Genomic DNA, 19582 nt, shown 5'->3' on the forward strand with positions numbered 1-19582 from the left:
CAACACGAATGCCCATGCTCTCTCAACAACACAACACCAGTGGGCGAAAATCCCCTGTTCAGGGCTTCGCGCCGGTAGCTCTAGGAGCCGTGGATCAGGCTCATCGCCTCCGCGCGGGTCCGCGCGTCAGCCTGGAGCGTCCCGCGCACAGCCGAAGTGACCGTCTTGGCCCCTGGCTTGCGGATGCCACGCATCGACATACACGTGTGCTCGCACTCGACCACGACGATCACGCCGCTGGCCTTCAGCGAATCCTGCAGCTGGTCGGCAATTTGCGACGTGAGTCTCTCCTGCACCTGCGGACGTCGCGCATAGACCTCCACCAGGCGCGCCAGCTTCGACAAACCCGCCACTCGACCGTCCGCGCCCGGAATGTAGCCCACATGAGCCACACCCAAAAACGGCAGCAAATGATGCTCACAAAAGCTTTGGACCTCAATGTCTCGAACCAGCACCAACTCGTTGTGGTCCTCGGCGAAAGACGACTTCATAACCTGCGCCGGGTCCACCCGCAGCCCGGCGAACAACTCGGCATAAGCCCGTGCCACCCGCCCCGGCGTGCGCTGTAGCCCCTCACGGTCGGGGTTCTCCCCCACCGCGATGAGGATCTCGCGCACAGCCTCCTCAATACGCTTAAGGTCAACGGAGTCACCAATAGGTCCGCCATTGATACGACCATCCACCAGACGAGCCGCTAGGGCATCCAAAGGAGAATCGCCGTCTTCTCTTGGGGTGTCGTCGACGCTCATCACTCTTCCCGCGAGTCGTCTTTTCGCACCTCGCCGGTGCCGGTCTCAGACGCCGAAGGGTAGTTCGACGGGCCAGGTTTGACATCCGACTCAGCCGGGGGCCGAGAACCGTTGTTGCCCGCAGAACTGGGCGCGGGCTCCTCACTGTCACCATTGACGTACTCCACCGGCGGCAGGTCCGACAGCTTGCGGTGCGTAGTCAGCTTGTACGGCGACATAGGCGGACGCTTCTCAACCCGAGCGGCGATACGTTCCAAGTCCTCACGGTTCAGCGTCTCCTTCTCGAGCAGCTCCACCACCATCTCGTCAAGCACGTCCCGGTAATGGGTGAGAATCTCGTACGCCTCGTCGTGAGCCGTCTCGATGAGCGCCCGCACTTCGGAGTCGATCGTCGCGGCGACCTCATCGGAATAGTCACGTTGAGACGAATAATCGCGACCCAAGAACGGCTCCGAACTCGACGAACCGTACTTGACCGCACCCAGCTTGGTCGACATACCGAACTCGGTCACCATCGCGCGGGCCATCTTCGTGGCCTTCTCGATGTCATTTTGCGCACCTGTGGTCGGGTCGTGGTAGACCAGCTCCTCAGCAGCGCGACCGCCCAGGGCGTAAGCCAAGGTGTCAATCATCTCCGAGCGAGTCTGCGTGTACTTGTCCTCCGTTGGCAACACCAGAGTGTGCCCCAGGGAACGGCCACGCGGAAGAATCGTCAACTTGTGTACCGGTGAGGCATGCGGCAACGCCAAAGCCACCAACGCATGCCCACCTTCGTGGTAGGCGGTGACCTTCTTCTCGTCGTCTCCCATGACCCGGCCCTTGCGTTCGGGCCCGGCCGTCACCCGGTCGATGGATTCTTCCAAACTTTCGTTGGTAATGACCTTCTCGTTATGGCGCGCGGTCAGCAACGCGGCCTCGTTAATGACGTTTTGCAGGTCAGCACCCGAGAATCCAGGCGTGCGACGCGCGATGGTCTCCAGGTCAACATCGGGGCGGAACGGCTTGCCCTTGGCATGCACCTGCAAAATCGCCTTACGGCCCTCCATATCGGGGGCGTCGACGGGAATTTGTCGATCGAAGCGCCCCGGACGCAGCAGCGCCGGGTCGAGAATGTCGGGCCGGTTCGTGGCCGCGATAAGAATCACGCCGCCCTTGGTGTCGAAACCGTCCATCTCCACCAAAAGCTGATTCAACGTCTGTTCACGCTCATCGTGTCCACCGCCCATACCCGCTCCACGGTGACGGCCCACCGCGTCAATCTCGTCGACAAACACGATCGCAGGCGCGTTCTCCTTCGCCTGCGTGAACAGGTCACGCACTCGCGAAGCACCCACACCGACGAACATTTCGACGAAGTCGGAACCGGAAATGGTGTAGAAGGGGACACCAGCCTCACCGGCGACAGCACGGGCCAGCAATGTCTTACCGGTACCGGGCGGGCCAAACAACAAGACACCCTTGGGGATCTTCGCGCCCAACTCCTGGTACTTCGAGGGGTCCTGTAGGAAGTCCTTGATCTCTTCGAGTTCGACGATCGCCTCGTCGGCCCCGGCCACATCCTCGAACGTCGTCTTCGGGGTGTCTTTCGTCAGGAGCTTGGCCTTGGACTTGCCAAACTGGAGGACCCGCGAGCCGCCGCCTTGCATCTGCGTCATGAAGAAGATCAGCAACAACACGATGATGGCGATGGGCAGCAGGCTGATCAGGAATGACACAAACAGCGAAGTCTCATTGACCTCGGTGTTGAACTCGGTATTGGAAGCCTCTAGGTCGCGGGCGGCGTCCCCAATCAGATCGGCGGGCAAATACGCCTCAATCTTCGAGCCGCCGGAAAGTTCCAGCTGAACCAGCTGTTCCTTGTCGAGAACGTTGGCGCTGGCAACGTTGTTGTTGTCAATCTCGGTGAGGACTTCGGAGGTGGATACCCCCCGGTAGTCGCTTCCGCCCGAAAAGAGCGTGCCGATAAGCACAGCAGCCAGGGCGATGAGCACGATCCACACCAGCGGCCTACGGAAGAAGCGCTTACGGTCCGTGGTTTTACCGGTGTCGGACACCCGGTCCTCCTGCAAGGTCAAAGATAAATCGACGTCGTCGGGCTGTGGGGCCACCTGAAGTGGAGTTGCGGACTTGGCAAGGTAGACCCGAATGCGTTTTCGACTCACGACCTCACTGCCTCGCAACACAGCCCTCACTCGACATTACACGGTACCCCTTGGCAAACACGTATCCGACTAACGGCGGTCCAGGCGGTCACAGGCGTCAGCTTCGTCACGTCACGCACGCGCATGACCTCGGCGAAGACCGGTGTCGAATGAACACGATGTCGGTTTTCGCGCCCGTGGGCTCCAGGCGTGAGTGTGAGCAATGGCGGTCAACCGACGCACCTCGGGTGACATACCTGGGAAGTAAGTGGCACTCTAGGTACATGACGCCGGAGCTCACCAGCCCTACGGAGACAAACAACAGCATGGATGCCAATGCCTGGTACGCCGACCAGATCGATCGCGTGATCATCGACGAGGCCGAACTGGCCGCAAAGGTGAAGGAGTTGGCCAAGGAGATCTCGGCGGACTTCGCCGACGTTGACGGGGTGCTCCTGGTTGGGGTGTTCAAAGGAGCGGTCATGTTCATGGCCGACCTGGCCCGCGCCCTGACCGTTCCTGTGGAGATGGAGTTCATGGCCCTGTCCTCATATGGGAACGCGGCCACCTCGTCGGGAACGGTGCGGATCATGAAGGATCTGGACACCGATCTCAAAGGTAAGCACGTCATTGTCGTGGAGGACATCATCGACTCCGGGCTGACGCTGTCGTGGTTGCTGAAGTACCTCGGTAGCCGGAGCCCTGAGTCGGTATCGGTGGTGTCGATGCTGCGTAAACCGGACGCTCAGAAAATCGACGTGCCCGTCCGTTATCTGGGTTTCGATATTCCCAACGAATTCGTCGTTGGCTACGGTCTGGACTTTGCCGAGCGCTATCGCGAGCTGCCCTTCATCGGCGTGGTGAAACCCGAGGTCTATCAGAAGTAGCCTCCTCGGCCACAGAGAACCGAAGTTCCCCAGGTAGCGACACGCTTATCCACAAGTGGGGAATATCGCCGTGCCCGAAAAGCCAGATTCCTGGGACAATCAATTCGGGGGCAGCTCACTGAAGAAATTTCACATAAGCCCGTGATCTGCGCATTCGCCCCAGCCGCATCGCAGACCAAGTTATCCACAGGAGTCAACGTCTTCCTTGCCCGAAAAACACCAACTTGCGAACATAAAGGTAGGGGCTTACAGACATCGACAGGTGCCGATACCTAGGCACGCGGCCCCCATTTAACCCACCTTAGGCAGGCCCTCAGCGGCATAGACTGCCAGCAAGTGCCGCCCCTTTCGCTGCACAAAAATCCTTCCGGGCATGGCCGCGTCCCCTTGGCCCTTCCAGTCAGTGATCAAAGCGTCGACCGCAGCCACATGCTTATGCGCCAACGCGCCGCCGGGAACCCCGACCTCCCGCAGCCACACATGAATCACGCGCGTCCGCAGCGCCTCCGGCAGCTCCTCCATGACCGTGACCGACAGCCCGAAAGGCACAATCACCGCCTTTTCCACCATCGCCGCGGCCTGCTCGTCGAGATAGCTGTTGTCCGATGCGATCAACCGAGCCGAACGGGCCAAGTTATCAACCAGGCCCTCCCCCAACGTCTGTGTCAACGTGTCCATAACCCCACGCAGGCGCGACCGGCGAAAACGCGGATCAGAATTATGCGGGTCCTCCCACGCCTCCAGCCCACTACGCGCACAAGCATCGACCGTATCCGCCCGGGGAATGTCCAACAGCGGACGTCGGTAGACCCCTGAAATGGCGGGCATCCCCGCCAAGCCCCGAGGCCCCGCCCCGCGAGCCAGCGCCAACAGCACCGTCTCGGCCTGGTCGTCACGGGTATGCCCGAGGAGAATTGCCTTGGCATGGTGTCGGCGTCCCGAGTCGGTGAGCGCCGCGTACCGAGCGTCGCGCGCCGCCGCCTCCGGCCCACCTGCACGCCCCACGTCAACCGTCTCCACTTCGACCGGGTCCATGCCCTGCTCATGCGCCCATTCAGCTACCCGCTTGGCCCGTACGTCTGAGCCCTCTTGCAACTGATGGTCGACTGTCACCAGCCCAAGCCGCATCTGAAGTTTCCCCGTCACAAAGACGGCGGCGTCGGCCAAAGCCAACGAATCGGGCCCGCCCGAGCAGGCAACCAAGACCAGATCCCCAGCGGCGCAATCGGCCAGGGACGCGCGGACAGCATTGCGAAGCCTCGCCACTGAGGCGGGGAGTCGTCCCGATTTAGCATTCATTGGCTGGTCGCCTGCTCTTTCTCGGCCCGCGCATGGCGTGGCCCTGTGGTCAGTATGCGGCGCGGGTGGGTACGCGAGGATTAGAGCATTGATGCGGCGGCGGAGGCGACTTTCACGCAGTCACGGCCGCTCATCACGGGTTTATCCGTTGCAACCATTGTTGCGGACGACCGATTTCATCCTCTGTAGGAAGATTGTCGGGCGTGTTCCAAATTCGGTTGAATCCGTCGATCCCGGCCTCCGCGATCGCGTGGTCGACAAAGGCGCGACCCCGCGCGTATTGCTGAATTTTCCCATCCATGCCCAACAGCTGCCTAATGAGGCGCTGAACCGGTCCCGGATGGTGTCGCCGGTGGTCGAATCGACGGCGCAGCAGGTCAAGGTTGCGAATGTGCGTCTGTGCGACGGCATCCATCGTGGCCTCGGCATGCCCTTCCAACACCGTCATGAGATTTTGCAATTGGTTGAGCGCATCACGCTGTTCATCGGTAACCACCGCCTGCAACAGGGAAGTACCGCTGGAATTGCGGCCGCGGACGCCATCGGCGGCGGTGGCCAAGGCCCGCCTCATCTGCGATACCGACCTATCGCTTTCATCGTCAGCGGCGAAGAAGTTGTCGATGAGGTGCAAAAAGTGCGAACGCAACCAATTCACACCCGAGAACTGGGCCAGGTGGGTCGACTCATGAATGGCGATCCACAGCCGGAAATCGGTGGTGGGAAGGCGTAGTTTGCGTTCAGTCTCCACCACGTTTGGGGCCACGAGCAACAAACGGCCCGATTCGGTCGCGAATGGCTCCAACTGCCCCAGCACCTTTGAAGACACATAGGACAAAACGACTCCAGCTTGCGCGCCGGCCAAACGGGAAGCCGCCGTGATCGGGTTGCTGCCCTCGCCTCCCTCGGCTGGTTTCTCGTAACGTCGCAGCAGAGCCGACAAGCCATCGACATTGGCCTCAACCCACCGGTATCGATCGACCACCTCTATGGGCACCAATGGGTTGCACTCTAGGCGTGTGTACTCCGAGACCATCCCGACCGATTCCGCAGCGACCTCTCGCAGTTCGGTGACGGCGGCCGTGGCCGTGGCCATGGGCACGGACGGCCCGCCGCGCCCCAGCACTCGCGCGCACGCCAGCGCGGTGTTCCAATCGAGGGCCGGGATCGCCGCGCGCGACGGAATAATTGCCGTAGTGGCTTCTGTCATGTCCCCAACACTAACGGCTATTGGCCCTGAGAGCTAGGGATGTCCTCGCGTGTGCCGCCGTGCGTTGGCGTCGAGACGCCAACGCACGGACTACTCGTTCCGGTGAGGGCAACTGCGGGTTAGGAGCATCCGCACCCGGACATCGCCCCCACGACATTGTCGAGTGCTTCCTGGGCGCCGAAAATCCAATCCCGTTCATTGAGCACCAGTGAGAACACCAACTGACGTCCTTCCTCGGTCACGACGGTTCCCGTCAGGGACGAGACCTCGTTGAGCGCACCGGTCTTGGCTTTGGCGTTTCCCACGGCGTCTACGGCCGGGCTGGTGTAAAAGCGGTTGGTGAGAGTGCCGTTGTATCCGGCGACTGGCATGGTGTCCAACACGGGTGTGAACAGCGGGTTCTCAATCGACAGCACCAGCATGCGGGTAAAGACTTCCGCAGAGATCAGGGTGTCGCGCGACAGTCCCGAACCATCCATGATGTTTAGCCCGGCGGTGTCGATGCCGAGGTCTTCGAGGCTGGCCGTCAGGGCTCGCTGCACGGCCGGGTAGCTCCCCTCGTTCTCGGTAGCGAGAGCGACCTGGAACGCCACGGCATCAGCAAGCACGTTGTCTGACATTCGCATGACGTGCTCAAGAAGGCGATGCATAGGCGCGGAATGGACGACGCCCAGCTGTTCGGCCCCCTCAGCCGCGGTTCCTTCTTCGATCTCTTCGATTCCCAGCAGATCGGCGAACGCTTCGGCGGCCGCCTCTCCTGGGTGATCGAACCGCGTCGTCGGGCTGCCGTCGCCGGGGGTGAAGACGGATCGCCCGCCATTTGTCATCACCGGGTACATGCGAGCCGTCTGGCCCTCGGCGTAGTCCAGGTTGGTGGTACCGGGGGCTTGGATGTCGCCGGTAAAGAGGCTGAGGTCGTACACCAGATGAGAGGGCTCGGTGCCATTGAGCGCTTCCAAGACCTGGTCGGCCAGGTCGGACAACGTGCCAGCTCCTGGGTAGAAGCCCTCGTCGTCATCGACGGCCAACGTGATGTCGCCCCCGCCGATGAGCACCACGGTGCCTTCTTCTTCCCCGGCGACAACAGTGGTGGGGATGCGATATTCGGGACCGAGGTGGGCCAGGGCAGCCATTGTGGTGACAGCTTTGGTGGAGGAAGCCGGAGTGAGCGGCTCGTCTCCGTTGAGGTTGAGCAGAACATCGCCACTGAGCGCATCGGCGACGGTGAAGCCGAGAACCCCACTCATGCGCGGATCTGCCAGCAACGGTGACAGTGTCTCCTCCAGTAGGTCGGGGTCCGGTACGGGGGCCTCGTGGCTGAGGTTCGCCCATACCGGCGCCGCTTCGGCCGGTATGGCTCGTTCCTGCCATCTGAAAGAGCCCTGTTCTGGTGATTGGGTGTGCATGAATCCCCACACCCCCACCAGCGCGACGACCATGATGACAACGAGCCCCAGGGAGGCCAGCACCGGTATGGCCGAGCGCCTTTTTGGTTCTTGCGCGGCTGGTTCGGCTGCCGGTGCCTGGGATGGCTCGCTGTCCGGAGGCGAGGTTGCCTCCGGTTCAGCAGGGGTCACGCTGGGAGAGGTCGGCGTAGCTTCTACCTCTGCCGATGACGCAGTGGGTGGTTCTGGCGCGGGCTCCGGTACGGGCTGTGGCTGTGGGGATGGCTGCGGGTCGGGGCGGGCGGGTGCCTGGTTTGGGGGTGCCGGTTGCGTTTTTGCCGGGGTGGCCGGGGTGGGCCACCCTTTTGCGGGCCCAGTGTGGGTGGGCCACTGCCGGCGAGGAGGCGGCGGGCCTTGTGGTTCGGAGGAGGTCGTATCCGGCGCCTCGGTTTCGCTTTGGTCGGAGGTTTTGGTTGGAGCCTTGGAAAACTCCATCTGTATTGGGGAGACTTCGTCCTCAGCTGTCGCATCCGCTTCGGCGGGCACACCGGAGGCGGAGCTGTCGGTAGCGGAGTCGGCGTTGGAGGACGCGGACCTGAACTCAATCTTGGGAGGCGAGAACCCACGGTCGGATTCGGCTTCTGCTCCGTCGGCTCGGGGCTCGTCAGAGCCAGCCGCAGGGGGATCAGAATGTGAATTCTGTGACTCTTGAGGCTCAGAGGTTGGGGATTCGGCAGCTGCTTCCCCGGTAGTCTGGTCAGAGTCGTCCTGTGGTGTATTACTCCCGCTCTGGGGGCTGTTTTCATCACGGGTGGTCACTGGGCCAGACTAACGTATCGTGCGCAGAGCTCAAGCCGCGCGCGAACTAATGCACTATTCGTCCCAATCCCTGAGGAGTCTCGGCCGATGGAGTTCGACGTCACCATTGAAATCCCCCAGGGGAGCCGTAACAAGTACGAAGTGGACCACGAATCGGGCCGCTTGCGTCTCGACCGGACCCTCTTCACCGCCACGGTATACCCGGCCGACTACGGGTTCATCGAAGACACCTTGGGTCAAGACGGCGACCCGCTCGACGCCCTAGTTCTGGTGCAGCCGACGTTCCCCGGCTGTTTGATCAAGGCGCGCGCGATCGGCATGTTCCGCATGAAGGACGAGTCTGGCATCGACGACAAGGTCCTGTGCGTACCCGCGGACGACCCGCGACAGGACCGTCTCCAGGACATCGACGACGTGGCCGAGTTCCACCGCCTGGAAATGCAGCACTTCTTCACCGTCTACAAGGACCTCGAGCCTGGCAAGAGCGTCGAAGGCGCGACCTGGGTGGGCCGAGAGGAAGCCGAAGCAGAAGTGAAGCGTTCCTTCGAGCGAGCCCAAGAGGCTGGCTATACCACGCGCCACTAAGCAGCAACGGTTCTCAGCACCAAGAGCCAAAGTCCGGTGGGCCCCGAATCGAAAGGTTCGGGGCCCACCGGACTTTTAATCCGTAGGTGATGGGATCAAGTCCTACGCGATCGTTCTCTACCCTGCTGACCTCGGCGCCTGGCCTCAGCGCCATATCAAGCCGCGACGACAACCTCGAATGCCGGTGCGCGCCCACGTCGAGCCACGTGGATCAATTCGCTCACCCCTGAATGACGATGGTCATCGTCCAGGTCTTGCGCGCGTCTGCGGGTTCGGTCAGTTCCACCTGGTAGCCGTGACCAGTCAAAAACTCAGCCAGTTCCTGCGCCGACTGCGGTTGACAGCCTTCGCGCACGATCAGGTTGGCCACTTCACCCCGAATCGCCTTCGCCATGTGGGTAATGGGCTTTCGTTTGCCGTTCTCCTCGCGGTAAGCCTGAAGAGAAATGCCCCGATTCCCCGGCTTCCAAGTGGAGGCATAGTCAGCCGACCGCATATCGAGAACTAGTTCCCCCGCATGCGCGCTGTCGAACACTTCGCTCATGCCCTCGCGCCAAAAACGCGAAATTCCGGCTGTGCCCATAAAACCGGGGAGCTTCGCCTTCATATTCATGCGATAGGGCGGAACCCGGTCCTCAGGACGCAGCACGCCCCATACGGCCGAGAAGATATAGATACCGCTGGTGTCAGGCAGGGTCGCAATCTGCAAGTTCTCGTACAACACACCGGTGTACAGCTGCGCGGCAGTGGCTGTGGGCGACTCCCACAGGCGCTGATTCGGCCCCAGCCATTCGGCACCGATCTTGCGGGTAATGCCAAGGAAACTTTCAGCGCCATCCAGCCCACTGACAACTTGCAGCGCATCGACGATCTTGCGGCGCTGGTCGGTGAGCTCTTCGGCAAAACACAACTGGCGCAGATCCACGGGCGGACCATCGGCGGCCGCAGCGGCTTTTCCTTCGGAGGGAGGCAGCAAGATCAACATGGTGTCCAAGTCTATCGGTCGCTAAACACCAAACTTGAGTCCGACGTCCACACCCCGACTAACGTCACGTTGACCACTACCGTCACAAGGGTCACCGGTTGCGAACTCATCCCCGTTGATTCATAGGCACGGGCTGAGGTAACGGAACTCTCATGGGGCAGCGCCCTCTACCCGCCAAGGACCAATCCATAAGGTAAGCTACTCCACGACTCGCTAGCTCAATTGGCAGAGCTGCGGACTTTTAATCCGTAGGTTGTGGGTTCGAGTCCCACGCGAGTCACAGCTAATACAGGTCAGGGCGGCTTATGCCGCCCTGACCTGTATGCGTTTGAGGCGTAGAACCGATATGGCCAGCCCACCGGCTGCACGTTGGGCACATCCGATGCGGCCACGGCCAGTTTGTGGCCGGCCAGTGTGGTGTTCCGGCCCGAGCCAACCGGCTCAATCTCACGGCGCTCAGACGATCCATCGAAGCGTTCGACACCCATAGGCGCCGAGGCGGGGCCTAGCCAAACTTTCGGCTCGTACTCACAACGAGGTCGTCCCTATTTCCTCCACTGATCGGAACCAGACGTTCAACGACCGTGGTGTCGGGGCTATCACAATCATGTATACGCGAAACCAGGCCGCGCCTAAAGCACTTAGGGCCAGTGAGCAACTACACTGGTTTGTCACAAGGTGTAGCCGCTCACTGGCTTGCTAAGCGTTCGTCCTGGAATGGCCAGGCAGAGTCTTCTCTATGTCAACTCCGCTCGCCAGTATCCTGGTTCAATCGTTCCGAGCAAAGCTTGGAACCATTGGTGTCCGGTTCACTTCATAGTCCTGACTACCGTCGGCCTGTCTTGGCCTGCTCTGGCAAAGCTCGGCGAAGACGAGGTCATCCACTCAATTCCGTACCCAAGCCTGCAGTACAAGGGTTTGGGGAGCCAATGACACTGCCGATGGCTTCTCTGTTGGAGCAGAGTGCACATCGCGTCCGCGTTATTCGACCAGGCCATACCGATATGGCGATCGGTCTCCTGGGCGACGGATGTCATTGCGGTGGTTTCCTCTCCAGTGATGGCAGTCAGTTCTGTTCTGTGCGGTGTTCTTTCGTTTGTCAACGGTGCCATTCGCTGTTCGACGGCTAGCGACTGCCGCAGGCCAGCTGATGTTGGCGTATGAGATGCCGATCCTGGCGGGATCGAACTGGGCGCCCTTCGCGTGCATCGGGTTCCGATTGGCAGTCGGGCCCAGGCGTTGGGCATCCGATTCGGCTCAGGTATCGCATTGCGGTTTCTTTCGTATTTGTGGCGGTTGGGACTGGCGAATGTGGCGGTAGCGACTCCGCCGTATTCACCAGGGCTTGATGCCTCGGAGGACCGTCAAGTGTCGTCGTAACCGGCGTCTAGCGGGAAACCTGTGGAAGCAGGTGGCCCATGGGACACTCGGCACATGTTCACTTGTTGCGGCCTCGCTAAGTGAGGCGTAACCGGATGGGTTCTAGGTGGATTGGTAGTTCATCGCGGTCCAGAACTGAGACGAGCGTTGGTTCACCTCCCGCTTGAGCACGTGTTCCGGTGTCAGGTCCTCGAAACCACGCCGGGCACCAATCAGCGTCATGATCGCGCTGGCCTGCTTCCGGTCAACCGTGGCTGGCCTTCCGGCTAGGTGTTCGGAGTGGTTCGAGTCCTGCTCGGATGAGATCTTATTACCGCACAGATCCCGGGTCGCTGCGTCGACAATTGCGGCTGCGTCGCGAACGATTGACGCGCTGCCGTCGGGCCCGGCCAGCGATGTGGGTCCGACGCTGGGAAATCTGTCCACCGATTCCCCGCTAGTCGACGTCCCAGACCGGCTGGCCAGGTCACAACGTATCCCCTCTGGTGTGCACAGACCGGAGAAATCGCGAGAATCGCCGTGGAACTGCTCAGCGGAGCCGAGGGCGTCGATGGGACGAGACTCGTGATGTCCGGTCGCAGAGAGAAGGCGGTGCAGGTGGGAGACAACACCGGCTTTCCACTGACCCACGCTGGTTGTCATGGTGGTGAAGAAATGTGTGGTGCGCATGTTCTGCTTCCTTCTCTCCCGCTGGTTGAAACTCTGCCTTGGGCTGGTGATGCGGCCATCCGTTCCGTTGAGCAAAACTCAGCGGTCCGTCCTGACGCAACGCTCATCCCGGGTGGGAAGAATTTCTTTGATGGTTGCTGACCTGTGGCTAAGTTGGCCGCGGCTTGATCGAGGCACAACTGCCAACTCAGCCACAGGATCGGCGATGAACTGATCTAAAGGGAAGAACTTGGTTCTGAGTTCCGAAGTTCTCTGACCTATCCGCATGCCTAAGTGCGGGTCATGGGTGCGATCCAGGAGATCATTGCGGAAGAAAGCTCCATGTGGTGAACAATGGACGCGCTTTCACAATCCCACTCCGCGACTTAGGCGCAGAGTAGGTCTAATCAGGGGCTATGGACAGCTCGGCGGTGCGGTCCAAGGGTTGCCCCACACTCCCCGTCGCCGGACGGACGCATGACACCTGCGTCACGTGGTGCGACTGGGAGAGGCAGACTGCCGATGGTGCGGAGTCTGCGGAGTTACCGGTAGAGGAAGCAGGTGCCCCACCGGGGAAAATACTCAGGTCGCCCAGTTTGCCCACGGGAGCCGGACCAGCCGGGCTTGTCTCGTGAACGTCTCGGACGGTGACGGTGTTATTCATGGATTCGGCGGCCGATGCCGCAGCCGACTCGCTGATCCACTCAGCGAAACTGCTGTCATCGGTACCCCACGTTCCACGGGTCGGCCAAGAACCGGCGATGACGTCCTCGCGCGGATTTGACCCCACATTTACCCCATCGGCAAATGCGCCGGGACCGGCTGCCGCAACAGCCTGGTGCCAACCAGTGAAATCATCCCAGCCACTACCGTTGCCACCATAAAACGTGGCAGATGCGGTATCGACGCTCAACGGCGAGGTAAGTTCAGCCGCCAATGTGGTCAGTGGTTCCGCAGCCCACGATGCCAACGGCACCGCGGTCAGAGTCGATGCTGGCTCAGCCGCAAGAGCCTGTAGCGTTTCATCCCCTGCAGCCGGAAGCTGAATCGAAGCCAGCACGTGCCGGACCGGCCGGTCCTGCACAAGGCTTCCCACTTTTCCATCCACGCTCGACAATTGCCCTTGGATATCCCGCAGCGGCGCTGCCACATGGGTCAGCGCACTTGGCTGGGTTGAGCTGTTCTGAGTTGCGCTGCTCAGCGATGAGTCCTGAGCGTGGACGAGTGGCGATAGCGACTGTGTCACCTCGGTGACGTTCTCCACCAGGGGAGAGACAGTCTCCCCAAGTGGGTTCATCACATCAGAGAGCAAGGCGTTCCCGGACACGTTGCCCGTGGAACCATTACTGCTGGCGACAGCATCAACGGAGGCGCCCTGCGCAGTCACGCTGTCATCTTGAGAACTGGGTTCGTCCCCGCCTGCGCGGGTAGCGCGATCGTCAGTCACGCTGTGTTTTTGCGCCGTGTTGACACCGGCATCGTCTGCGGTCTGGTTTTCACCGGCCAGTGATGCGAACTGCTGCGTAGCCCCGTCAACGAGCTCATCGACTCCGTGCGTCAGATCCGACACCAGTCGCTCGGTGACGTAGTCTCCCGATGCCTCACCGAGGCCCAGCTGGTCTTGCTGGACCGCCCGCATGGCCAGATGCGATATGTCGGCAAGTTCATCGGAGAGCGAATCCGTCACGGCAACAAGATCGACGTCTGAGTCAATTTCTTCAGCTGCCGAGGCTGAAGCAGTCAAGCCGAAGGCCCAGACCGCTCCTGCCAGCGCGCCGATCAACATGGACCCAGCAACCAAGCCAGCGTTGGCCATGGAGCGCACAGCTCCACGGATACGCTGCCAACCGAGGCATAGACCCCGGTCGCGGTTGCTGTCGAACATCGTCCACACTTTCTGTCGGCGTGTTTGCTGTCAGGGTTTGTACAACGATGACGGCTAAGTGACTCCGAATGGAATCGCCGTCGCGTCGCCATTGACCTGAGTTGGGACGAGTTGACTCGCCCGCTATTGGGGTAACGATGAGTGGTGCACGGGGATACGGGCAAGTGCCATAAATTTCGACAATTGGTCGATCAAGCCCATTGGCACCATTCGCCCCACGGCTAGCTTCTCGCCGCTTTGTCAATAAACGCGCACGTCACGCCCGGCAGCGCTTGCGACCATGCGATAGATCACAGGCGTAACGGTCGTTACAGGGTACGAAGCGGTGGCACCAATATTTGGTCCCCAACAAGTAAACTTTGCTCGAGCACCATTCGCGTTTCGACGGAAAGAGACCTCTTCTCCGCGAACGTGAAGCTCAATAACGTAGAACGAACGCCGGCACAGGCCATAGCGAAAAGCCGCTGACCAGCGGTGTCACCGCATGCATCGCAACCTGACACCATATAAACACGTGTCTAGTTCAGAAATTCAATCCAGGACCGTGCCGTTGCGACTCTCCAGTTCAACACCGCGACAACGGCAGCTCGCCGACTAACCGCATAGCGCACCAACAACCCTGACAACACTCCACTACAAAGGTAGGCACTGTGTACAGCCTTGTACTCCTCAACGGCGGCATCGGCCAACGCGTACGCGCCGAAGCGCCCAAACAGTTCCTCCGTGTGGACGGCCGCCCCATCGTCGTGTTCAGTCTCGTGGCCGCGGACGAAGTCGCCGACATCGACGAAATCATCCTCAACTATCCCCACGGATGGCTCGAAGAACTGCGTCAACTGGTCTCCGACTTCGCCATCAAAACCCCGATACGCTACGTTCAGGCAGGTCAGACCCGGCATGAATCCGTCTGGGAAATGCTGGGCCATTGTCGCAACGAAAACGTGATCCTCCATGAATCGGCCCGTCCCATGGTCACCGCCGAGGACTTCCGCGCCATCATTGCCGACCAACGCAGCAACGTCAGCTACATGCTGCCCATCCCCTTTACTGTCGCCCCGGTCGAACCGCAGACCCAGTCCGTAACCGGATATCTCGAACGCGACCGGCTTCGCAACGTGCAGCTGCCGCAGAAGTTCGCCAAAGCGGACTTGGTCTCCGCGCATGAGCAGGCGCGCCGTAGCGGACGCACCTTCACCGAAGACGCCACTCTGTGCGCCGAGGCCGGGCACAAAGTCTTCTACCTGGAAGGAAGCGACAGCAACATCAAGGTCACCACTCCCCTCGACGTCAAACTCGCGACCTATCTCCTCAGCTCCGGCGGTAATGATGACGAATAAAACCCTGCTCCTCACTGGCGCTTCACGCGGAATCGGTGCCGCAACCGTGCGCCGCTTCGTTTCCGCCGACAACGGTTACGGCCAACTAGCTCTCCTGGCTCGTGCCTCCGATGACTTCGACCAACTCATCAAGACGCTCGAAGCGGACAACCCCCACAACAAGACCTTGCTGCCGTTCGAGGTCGATCTAGGAGACACCGAGGCCCTCATCGACACCGTTGCCGCCGTCCACCGGGCCACCGGCGGTGTGGACATGCTGGTCAACAACGCCGGATACACCGCCCCGGCCGCTATCCAACAAAGCGAACTGGCCGACTTCGAGCGCACCATGTCCGTCAACTTGTACGCCCCGTTTATCCTGGTCCGGGAACTTCTACGCGCGGGCAATCACTTCGACTTGATCGTCAATATCGCCTCGACTGCCGGTTTGCACGGACGTGCTGGCTGGTTGACCTACTCCGCGTCCAAAGCGGCGCTCATTAACATGAGTGAGGTCATGAAAGAGGAACTCAAGATCTACGGAACCCGAGTGGCCTGCCTGGCTCCCGGGCGCTGTGCCACCGCACTACGGTCCAAGCTTGCTCCCGAAGAGGACCCCAGCACGATCATGCAGCCCGAACACGTCGCGCAGATCGTGGAGTTCCTGACTACCGACGCAAGTCGACTCATCGACAGCGAACGGCTCGTCGTGAAACTTTGAAGGGCTCGCATGCGCCCGACAATTAAATGGTGTCGAACCGAACGTCACGTGAGGATCCCCGTCGGTCTGAAATCACTTACCGATGCCTTAGCGCCGACAACGACCGTGACCGAGCGCCCGATCCCTACCACCTGTAGAGCCATTTGAGCAAAGAGAGCCCACTCTATGATGCGAACTGCGATTCAGACGTTGTTCTGGCGCACCATGCCGGTTGGCTTGCCAGGTATCGCCGTCATCGCTTTCGCCGCAACCGAGGGGGCATGGATCGGGTGGGCCCTGTGTTTGGTTGGGCTCCTCTTCCTGTGGCGCAAAGGTAAGCCAGCCCATTTCGCTTCGCAGACATCGGGAATTGTGGCTCTCGTTCTCACCGTCCTCGTTGGCGCTTCCGCGACTGGCCATCTCGATCTTGGTCTGGCTGTGGCGGCCACGTTGCTGGCATTCCTCGCCACCCAGCACGACCTACTAGTCAAACCGTTCGATTCCTCGCAGCTGACCACTGCCAATTTGAGCTTTTCCGCTTATCGCCCGCGGATCTCCCCACATGTTCCCGCGTTCCTATGCACCGCGTTGCTCACGGGGCTCATCGCCACTGCTGCCTTTAAATTCCCGGGTTGGCCAATCGGCATCCTCGCTGGCGTCGGAACGTTGAGCCTGTTGGGAGTAGTGATTGGCGAATGGCGACGACGTAGGCAAGACGCGAACTATTACGATGCTGCGGTTCATCGGGCGCTGAACGAATTTCAGCCGCAATTTGCCGTGCACTTCACCGCGCCTGAAGGCGCCGAATATCAACTCGCCATGTGGTTGCCGTATCTGGAAGCTCTCGGTGATCGGTTTATCGTGATTTTGCGCGACCCTCAGCCCGTAGCCAAATTGTCGGCATTGACCTCTTCACCGATTGTCGTCGCGCCTCGTATCGTTGATCTCGAAAGATGCCTTGTGCCGTCGGTCCGCAGCGTTTTCTATGTAAACAACGGCATGATGAACACTCACGCCGTCCGTTTCTCGGACCTTAACCACGTGCAGCTACTACATGGCGACTCCGATAAGCCGTCGAGCTATAGTCCCGTCACCGCGATGTATAGCCACATTTTCGTCGCAGGACAAGCTGGCATCGACCGCTATCGCGATCACGGTGTCAACATCCCCCACGAAAAATTTCACATAGTCGGACGGCCTCAAGTCGCCGATATCGAAGTCGATACAACCCCTATTGACAAGAAAGACCGTTTGACGGTGCTTTATGCCCCGACATGGACGGGCAACTCCAGTGACGTCAATTACTGTTCGTTGCCTTACGGGCACAAGATTATTGATTCTCTCATTGCCCATGACGTCGACATCATTTTGCGACCCCACCCATTTTCCCGCCGCAACCTTGCCTCCGCTGGGCTGCTAGCTCAGCTGGAGGACCTGCTTGCGCACGATTCGCGGCATAGCGACCGAAACCATACGTGGGGACCCAAAGCCAGCAATGAGATGAGTTTGACCGATTGCTTCAACGCTTCGGACGCCCTCGTTTGCGATGTCAGCGCCGTGGCTCCCGACTGGTTGTATTCTCAAAAACCCTTCGCGATCACTGATGTAGTGGCACTTGGCGACACGTTCGCACAACAGTTCCCACTCGCACGCGCCTCCTACCTTCTCAATCTGAACGAAGCAGCCACCAAAGCCGATGATTCGGATGTTCATCACATACTCGGGCAAATGCTCACCGTGGATCCGCTAAAGAGCGTCCGAGCTGAAACTAAGGCATACTACTTGGGGAACGTGCCCCCCGAACGGTACAAGGACACCTTTCTTGATGCCGCTCGCGCGACCTATGCAAAGGAACGCAAACAATGTCCTGCCCCGACGTCAGCGTGATCGTCGGTGTCTATAACACCGAAGCGCATATTGCCCAATGTGTGCAGTCCGTCCTCGACCAAACCTTGCACAAAAGCAAGCGTGAACTAATTGTCGTCGATGACGGATCAACCGACAACACCGGAGAAGAGCTCAAGGAGCTCGCCAACCGCCACAGCGAAATCACTGTCCTACACCAACCCAACTCCGGGGGACCAGCATCTCCGCGCAACGCCGGGCTCGACGTGGCAAGTGGCCGCTATGTTTTCTTCCTGGACGCGGACGACTGGCTGGCACCCGAAGCGCTCGAACGCATGGTCGCCATGGCCGATACCAATCGCACTGACGTAGTGGTCGGTAAATATGTCAGTGTCGACGGACGCAAAGTCCCCGCCAGCATGTTTACACACGACCAACCCCGCACGGACATTTTCAATTCTCGCGCGTACTGGACCCTGAACCCGCTCAAACTGTTTCGTCGCAGCCTCATCGACGACGCAAAGCTGCGTTTCCCCACCGAACTACCTGTCGGACAAGACCAGCCGTTCACCGCGCAAGCGTACTTCCGCGCCCGCAGCATCTCGATCCTAGCTAGCTACGACTGCTACCACTATCGACTGCGCAGCGACGGTGGAAACAACACCGAACGTGTCGACAGCGCCCGACTGTGGTTGCGGATCTTTGCCCACATGTTGCCCCTCGTCGCCGAAAATGTTCCGGCCGGCCCCCGCCGTGATCTGCTACTGCGCCGGCATTTTCAAACGGAACAACGCGACTTCCTCCGCCACCTGAGCAAAGTCGATGCATCAGTGCAGAAGGAACTCTATGCGGAGTTCACTCAGTTCGTAAAACAGTGGTGTTCCCCCGAAGTGTCCACGCCGTTGCCCGCGATCGATCGCCTGCAACTTGAGCTGGCACGACGCGACGAACTCACAGCGGCCCTAGCGGTAGCCGCCGCCGAGGCCGCACCGGAACCCACGTCGCTGGTCATCGAAGGGAAACGCGCCTTCGCCCGTTACCCCGGATTTAGAAGTTCCGACCTTGCGGTCGACGATGAGTACTTCGACGTCTCCGCCGAGGTGAAACCCCAACACGACCTCACGCACTTCGAACACAGGCAGTGGCACTACCAACTGGCTGGAACTGTGGATCTGCCACCGGCCACCGTCAACAACGTCACAAGCGATCGCCGCCAAGTACATAGCAAAGACATCACTATCGTGCTCCACAAACGTGGTACCGACGAAGAACAACGGTTCGCTGCCACCATCGACACGGCCGAGGGCGCACCCACCATCAGTTACGAAGCCTCCTGTGACATCCATAAGCTGCTCGCACAAGGAAACAACGTGTGCGGAGTGTGGGACTTCTACATTGAGGTAAAACTCGACGACTTCCGTTGCCGCCGCCGGATCGGCATCCCCACCGGCCGCCCCACCATCCCCAAACAACGACAGCCCGCGAATGCTCCTGCCGCACAGAGTCGTTCACTACCCACCGTGTCCCACTACGTCACGCCATTTAGCAATCTGAGCATCCGCATTAGTGAGACCAGTTACATCGGGAATTTCCATCGATGGCCACTTCGCGTTAAATCGCTGGTAAAAGGGATGCGTAGGTATATCGCACCGTGGGTTCACAGGCAGCGAGGTTGACCCCATGACGATAGAATGGTCATGCTCATCCTTTTGAAGCAAACAGAAACCTTATATCTGTTCGCTGTCCCCTGG

14 protein-coding genes and 1 tRNA gene are annotated in these 19582 nt (G+C 60.2%); 7 read left to right on the forward strand and 8 right to left on the reverse strand.

The genetic code is table 11. The features are described 5' to 3' along the window. Positions 1–80: 80 nt before the first annotated feature. Both folE and ftsH read right to left on the reverse strand, forming a co-directional pair. A complete protein-coding gene (gene folE, locus JQS30_RS15020) occupies positions 81–749 on the reverse strand; it encodes a GTP cyclohydrolase I FolE (protein WP_213171051.1) in 669 nt (222 codons plus the stop codon). Beyond that, a complete protein-coding gene (ftsH, locus tag JQS30_RS15025) occupies positions 749–2803 on the reverse strand; it encodes an ATP-dependent zinc metalloprotease FtsH (protein WP_343076228.1) in 2055 nt (684 codons plus the stop codon). Before ftsH ends, folE begins: the two co-directional genes overlap by 1 nt. Before the next feature lie 413 nt (positions 2804–3216). Here ftsH and hpt point away from each other — a divergent pair, with 413 nt between their 5' ends. Then, on the forward strand, positions 3217–3777 hold the full coding sequence (gene hpt / locus JQS30_RS15030) for a hypoxanthine phosphoribosyltransferase (RefSeq protein ID WP_213173100.1): 561 nt from the start codon (positions 3217–3219) through the stop codon (positions 3775–3777). A gap of 291 nt (positions 3778–4068) precedes the next feature. Here hpt and tilS read toward each other — a convergent pair whose 3' ends face one another. From tilS to dacB, 3 genes are all read right to left on the reverse strand, one after another. Next, positions 4069–5076 carry a tRNA lysidine(34) synthetase TilS gene (tilS, locus tag JQS30_RS15035; RefSeq protein ID WP_213171052.1) on the reverse strand — a complete coding sequence of 336 codons (1008 nt, stop codon included), beginning with the start codon at positions 5074–5076 and terminating at the stop codon, positions 4069–4071. Between the two features lie 133 nt (positions 5077–5209). Beyond that, positions 5210–6283 (reverse strand): zinc-dependent metalloprotease, encoded by a 1074-nt coding sequence (locus JQS30_RS15040; RefSeq protein ID WP_213171053.1) that lies wholly within the window; start codon positions 6281–6283, stop codon positions 5210–5212. A gap of 119 nt (positions 6284–6402) precedes the next feature. Beyond that, complete coding sequence (gene dacB / locus JQS30_RS15045) at positions 6403–8487, reverse strand: D-alanyl-D-alanine carboxypeptidase/D-alanyl-D-alanine endopeptidase (protein ID WP_213171054.1); 2085 nt, start codon at positions 8485–8487, stop codon at positions 6403–6405. Positions 8488–8574: 87 nt separating this feature from the next. On the opposite strand from dacB, the gene JQS30_RS15050 reads away from it, so the two are divergent. Continuing rightward, positions 8575–9072 carry an inorganic diphosphatase gene (locus tag JQS30_RS15050; RefSeq protein ID WP_213171055.1) on the forward strand — a complete coding sequence of 166 codons (498 nt, stop codon included), beginning with the start codon at positions 8575–8577 and terminating at the stop codon, positions 9070–9072. Positions 9073–9292: 220 nt separating this feature from the next. Here JQS30_RS15050 and JQS30_RS15055 read toward each other — a convergent pair whose 3' ends face one another. Continuing rightward, positions 9293–10057: a YaaA family protein gene (locus JQS30_RS15055; RefSeq protein ID WP_213171056.1), complete on the reverse strand. Its 765-nt coding sequence runs from the start codon at positions 10055–10057 to the stop codon at positions 9293–9295. 207 nt (positions 10058–10264) lie between these two features. On the opposite strand from JQS30_RS15055, the gene JQS30_RS15060 reads away from it, so the two are divergent. Next, a tRNA-Lys gene (locus tag JQS30_RS15060) sits at positions 10265–10337 on the forward strand. A 1202-nt stretch (positions 10338–11539) separates the two neighbouring features. On the opposite strand, the gene JQS30_RS15065 is transcribed toward JQS30_RS15060, so the two are convergent. Both JQS30_RS15065 and JQS30_RS15070 read right to left on the reverse strand, forming a co-directional pair. Then, the gene (locus JQS30_RS15065) at positions 11540–12106 is read right to left on the reverse strand and encodes a hypothetical protein (protein ID WP_213171057.1); all 567 of its coding nucleotides are present in this window, start codon (positions 12104–12106) and stop codon (positions 11540–11542) included. 382 nt (positions 12107–12488) lie between these two features. After that, positions 12489–13970 carry a hypothetical protein gene (locus tag JQS30_RS15070; RefSeq protein WP_213171058.1) on the reverse strand — a complete coding sequence of 494 codons (1482 nt, stop codon included), beginning with the start codon at positions 13968–13970 and terminating at the stop codon, positions 12489–12491. A 650-nt stretch (positions 13971–14620) separates the two neighbouring features. Here JQS30_RS15070 and JQS30_RS15075 point away from each other — a divergent pair. The 4 genes from JQS30_RS15075 to JQS30_RS15090 all read left to right on the forward strand — a co-directional run bounded on the left by JQS30_RS15075 (position 14621) and on the right by JQS30_RS15090 (position 19507). After that, a complete protein-coding gene (locus JQS30_RS15075) occupies positions 14621–15307 on the forward strand; it encodes an IspD/TarI family cytidylyltransferase (RefSeq protein WP_213171059.1) in 687 nt (228 codons plus the stop codon). Continuing rightward, entirely contained in the window at positions 15294–16007 is a 714-nt protein-coding gene (locus tag JQS30_RS15080; RefSeq protein WP_213171060.1) for an SDR family NAD(P)-dependent oxidoreductase, read from the forward strand. The genes JQS30_RS15075 and JQS30_RS15080 overlap by 14 nt, the downstream gene beginning before the upstream one ends. A gap of 165 nt (positions 16008–16172) precedes the next feature. Next, the gene (locus JQS30_RS15085; RefSeq protein WP_213171061.1) at positions 16173–17873 is read left to right on the forward strand and encodes a CDP-glycerol glycerophosphotransferase family protein; all 1701 of its coding nucleotides are present in this window, start codon (positions 16173–16175) and stop codon (positions 17871–17873) included. Further along, complete coding sequence (locus JQS30_RS15090) at positions 17849–19507, forward strand: glycosyltransferase (protein WP_213171062.1); 1659 nt, start codon at positions 17849–17851, stop codon at positions 19505–19507. Before JQS30_RS15085 ends, JQS30_RS15090 begins: the two co-directional genes overlap by 25 nt. Positions 19508–19582 lie beyond the last annotated feature (75 nt).

The organism is Natronoglycomyces albus, assembly GCF_016925535.1.
GTDB lineage: Bacteria > Actinomycetota > Actinomycetes > Mycobacteriales > Micromonosporaceae > Natronoglycomyces > Natronoglycomyces albus.

Excerpts from the sequence above, each read along its gene's own strand:
- JQS30_RS15065 (WP_213171057.1), bottom strand. The coding sequence starts at position 12,106 with ATGCGCACCACACATTTCTTCACCACCATGACAACCAGCGTGGGTCAG.
- folE (WP_213171051.1), bottom strand. The coding sequence starts at position 749 with ATGAGCGTCGACGACACCCCAAGAGAAGACGGCGATTCTCCTTTGGAT.
- JQS30_RS15055 (WP_213171056.1), bottom strand. The coding sequence starts at position 10,057 with ATGTTGATCTTGCTGCCTCCCTCCGAAGGAAAAGCCGCTGCGGCCGCC.
- JQS30_RS15050 (WP_213171055.1), top strand. The coding sequence starts at position 8,575 with ATGGAGTTCGACGTCACCATTGAAATCCCCCAGGGGAGCCGTAACAAG.
- tilS (WP_213171052.1), bottom strand. The coding sequence starts at position 5,076 with ATGAATGCTAAATCGGGACGACTCCCCGCCTCAGTGGCGAGGCTTCGC.
- JQS30_RS15070 (WP_213171058.1), bottom strand. The coding sequence starts at position 13,970 with ATGTTCGACAGCAACCGCGACCGGGGTCTATGCCTCGGTTGGCAGCGT.
- JQS30_RS15040 (WP_213171053.1), bottom strand. The coding sequence starts at position 6,283 with ATGACAGAAGCCACTACGGCAATTATTCCGTCGCGCGCGGCGATCCCG.
- hpt (WP_213173100.1), top strand. The coding sequence starts at position 3,217 with ATGGATGCCAATGCCTGGTACGCCGACCAGATCGATCGCGTGATCATC.
- JQS30_RS15080 (WP_213171060.1), top strand. The coding sequence starts at position 15,294 with ATGATGACGAATAAAACCCTGCTCCTCACTGGCGCTTCACGCGGAATC.
- JQS30_RS15090 (WP_213171062.1), top strand. The coding sequence starts at position 17,849 with ATGTCCTGCCCCGACGTCAGCGTGATCGTCGGTGTCTATAACACCGAA.
- JQS30_RS15085 (WP_213171061.1), top strand. The coding sequence starts at position 16,173 with ATGATGCGAACTGCGATTCAGACGTTGTTCTGGCGCACCATGCCGGTT.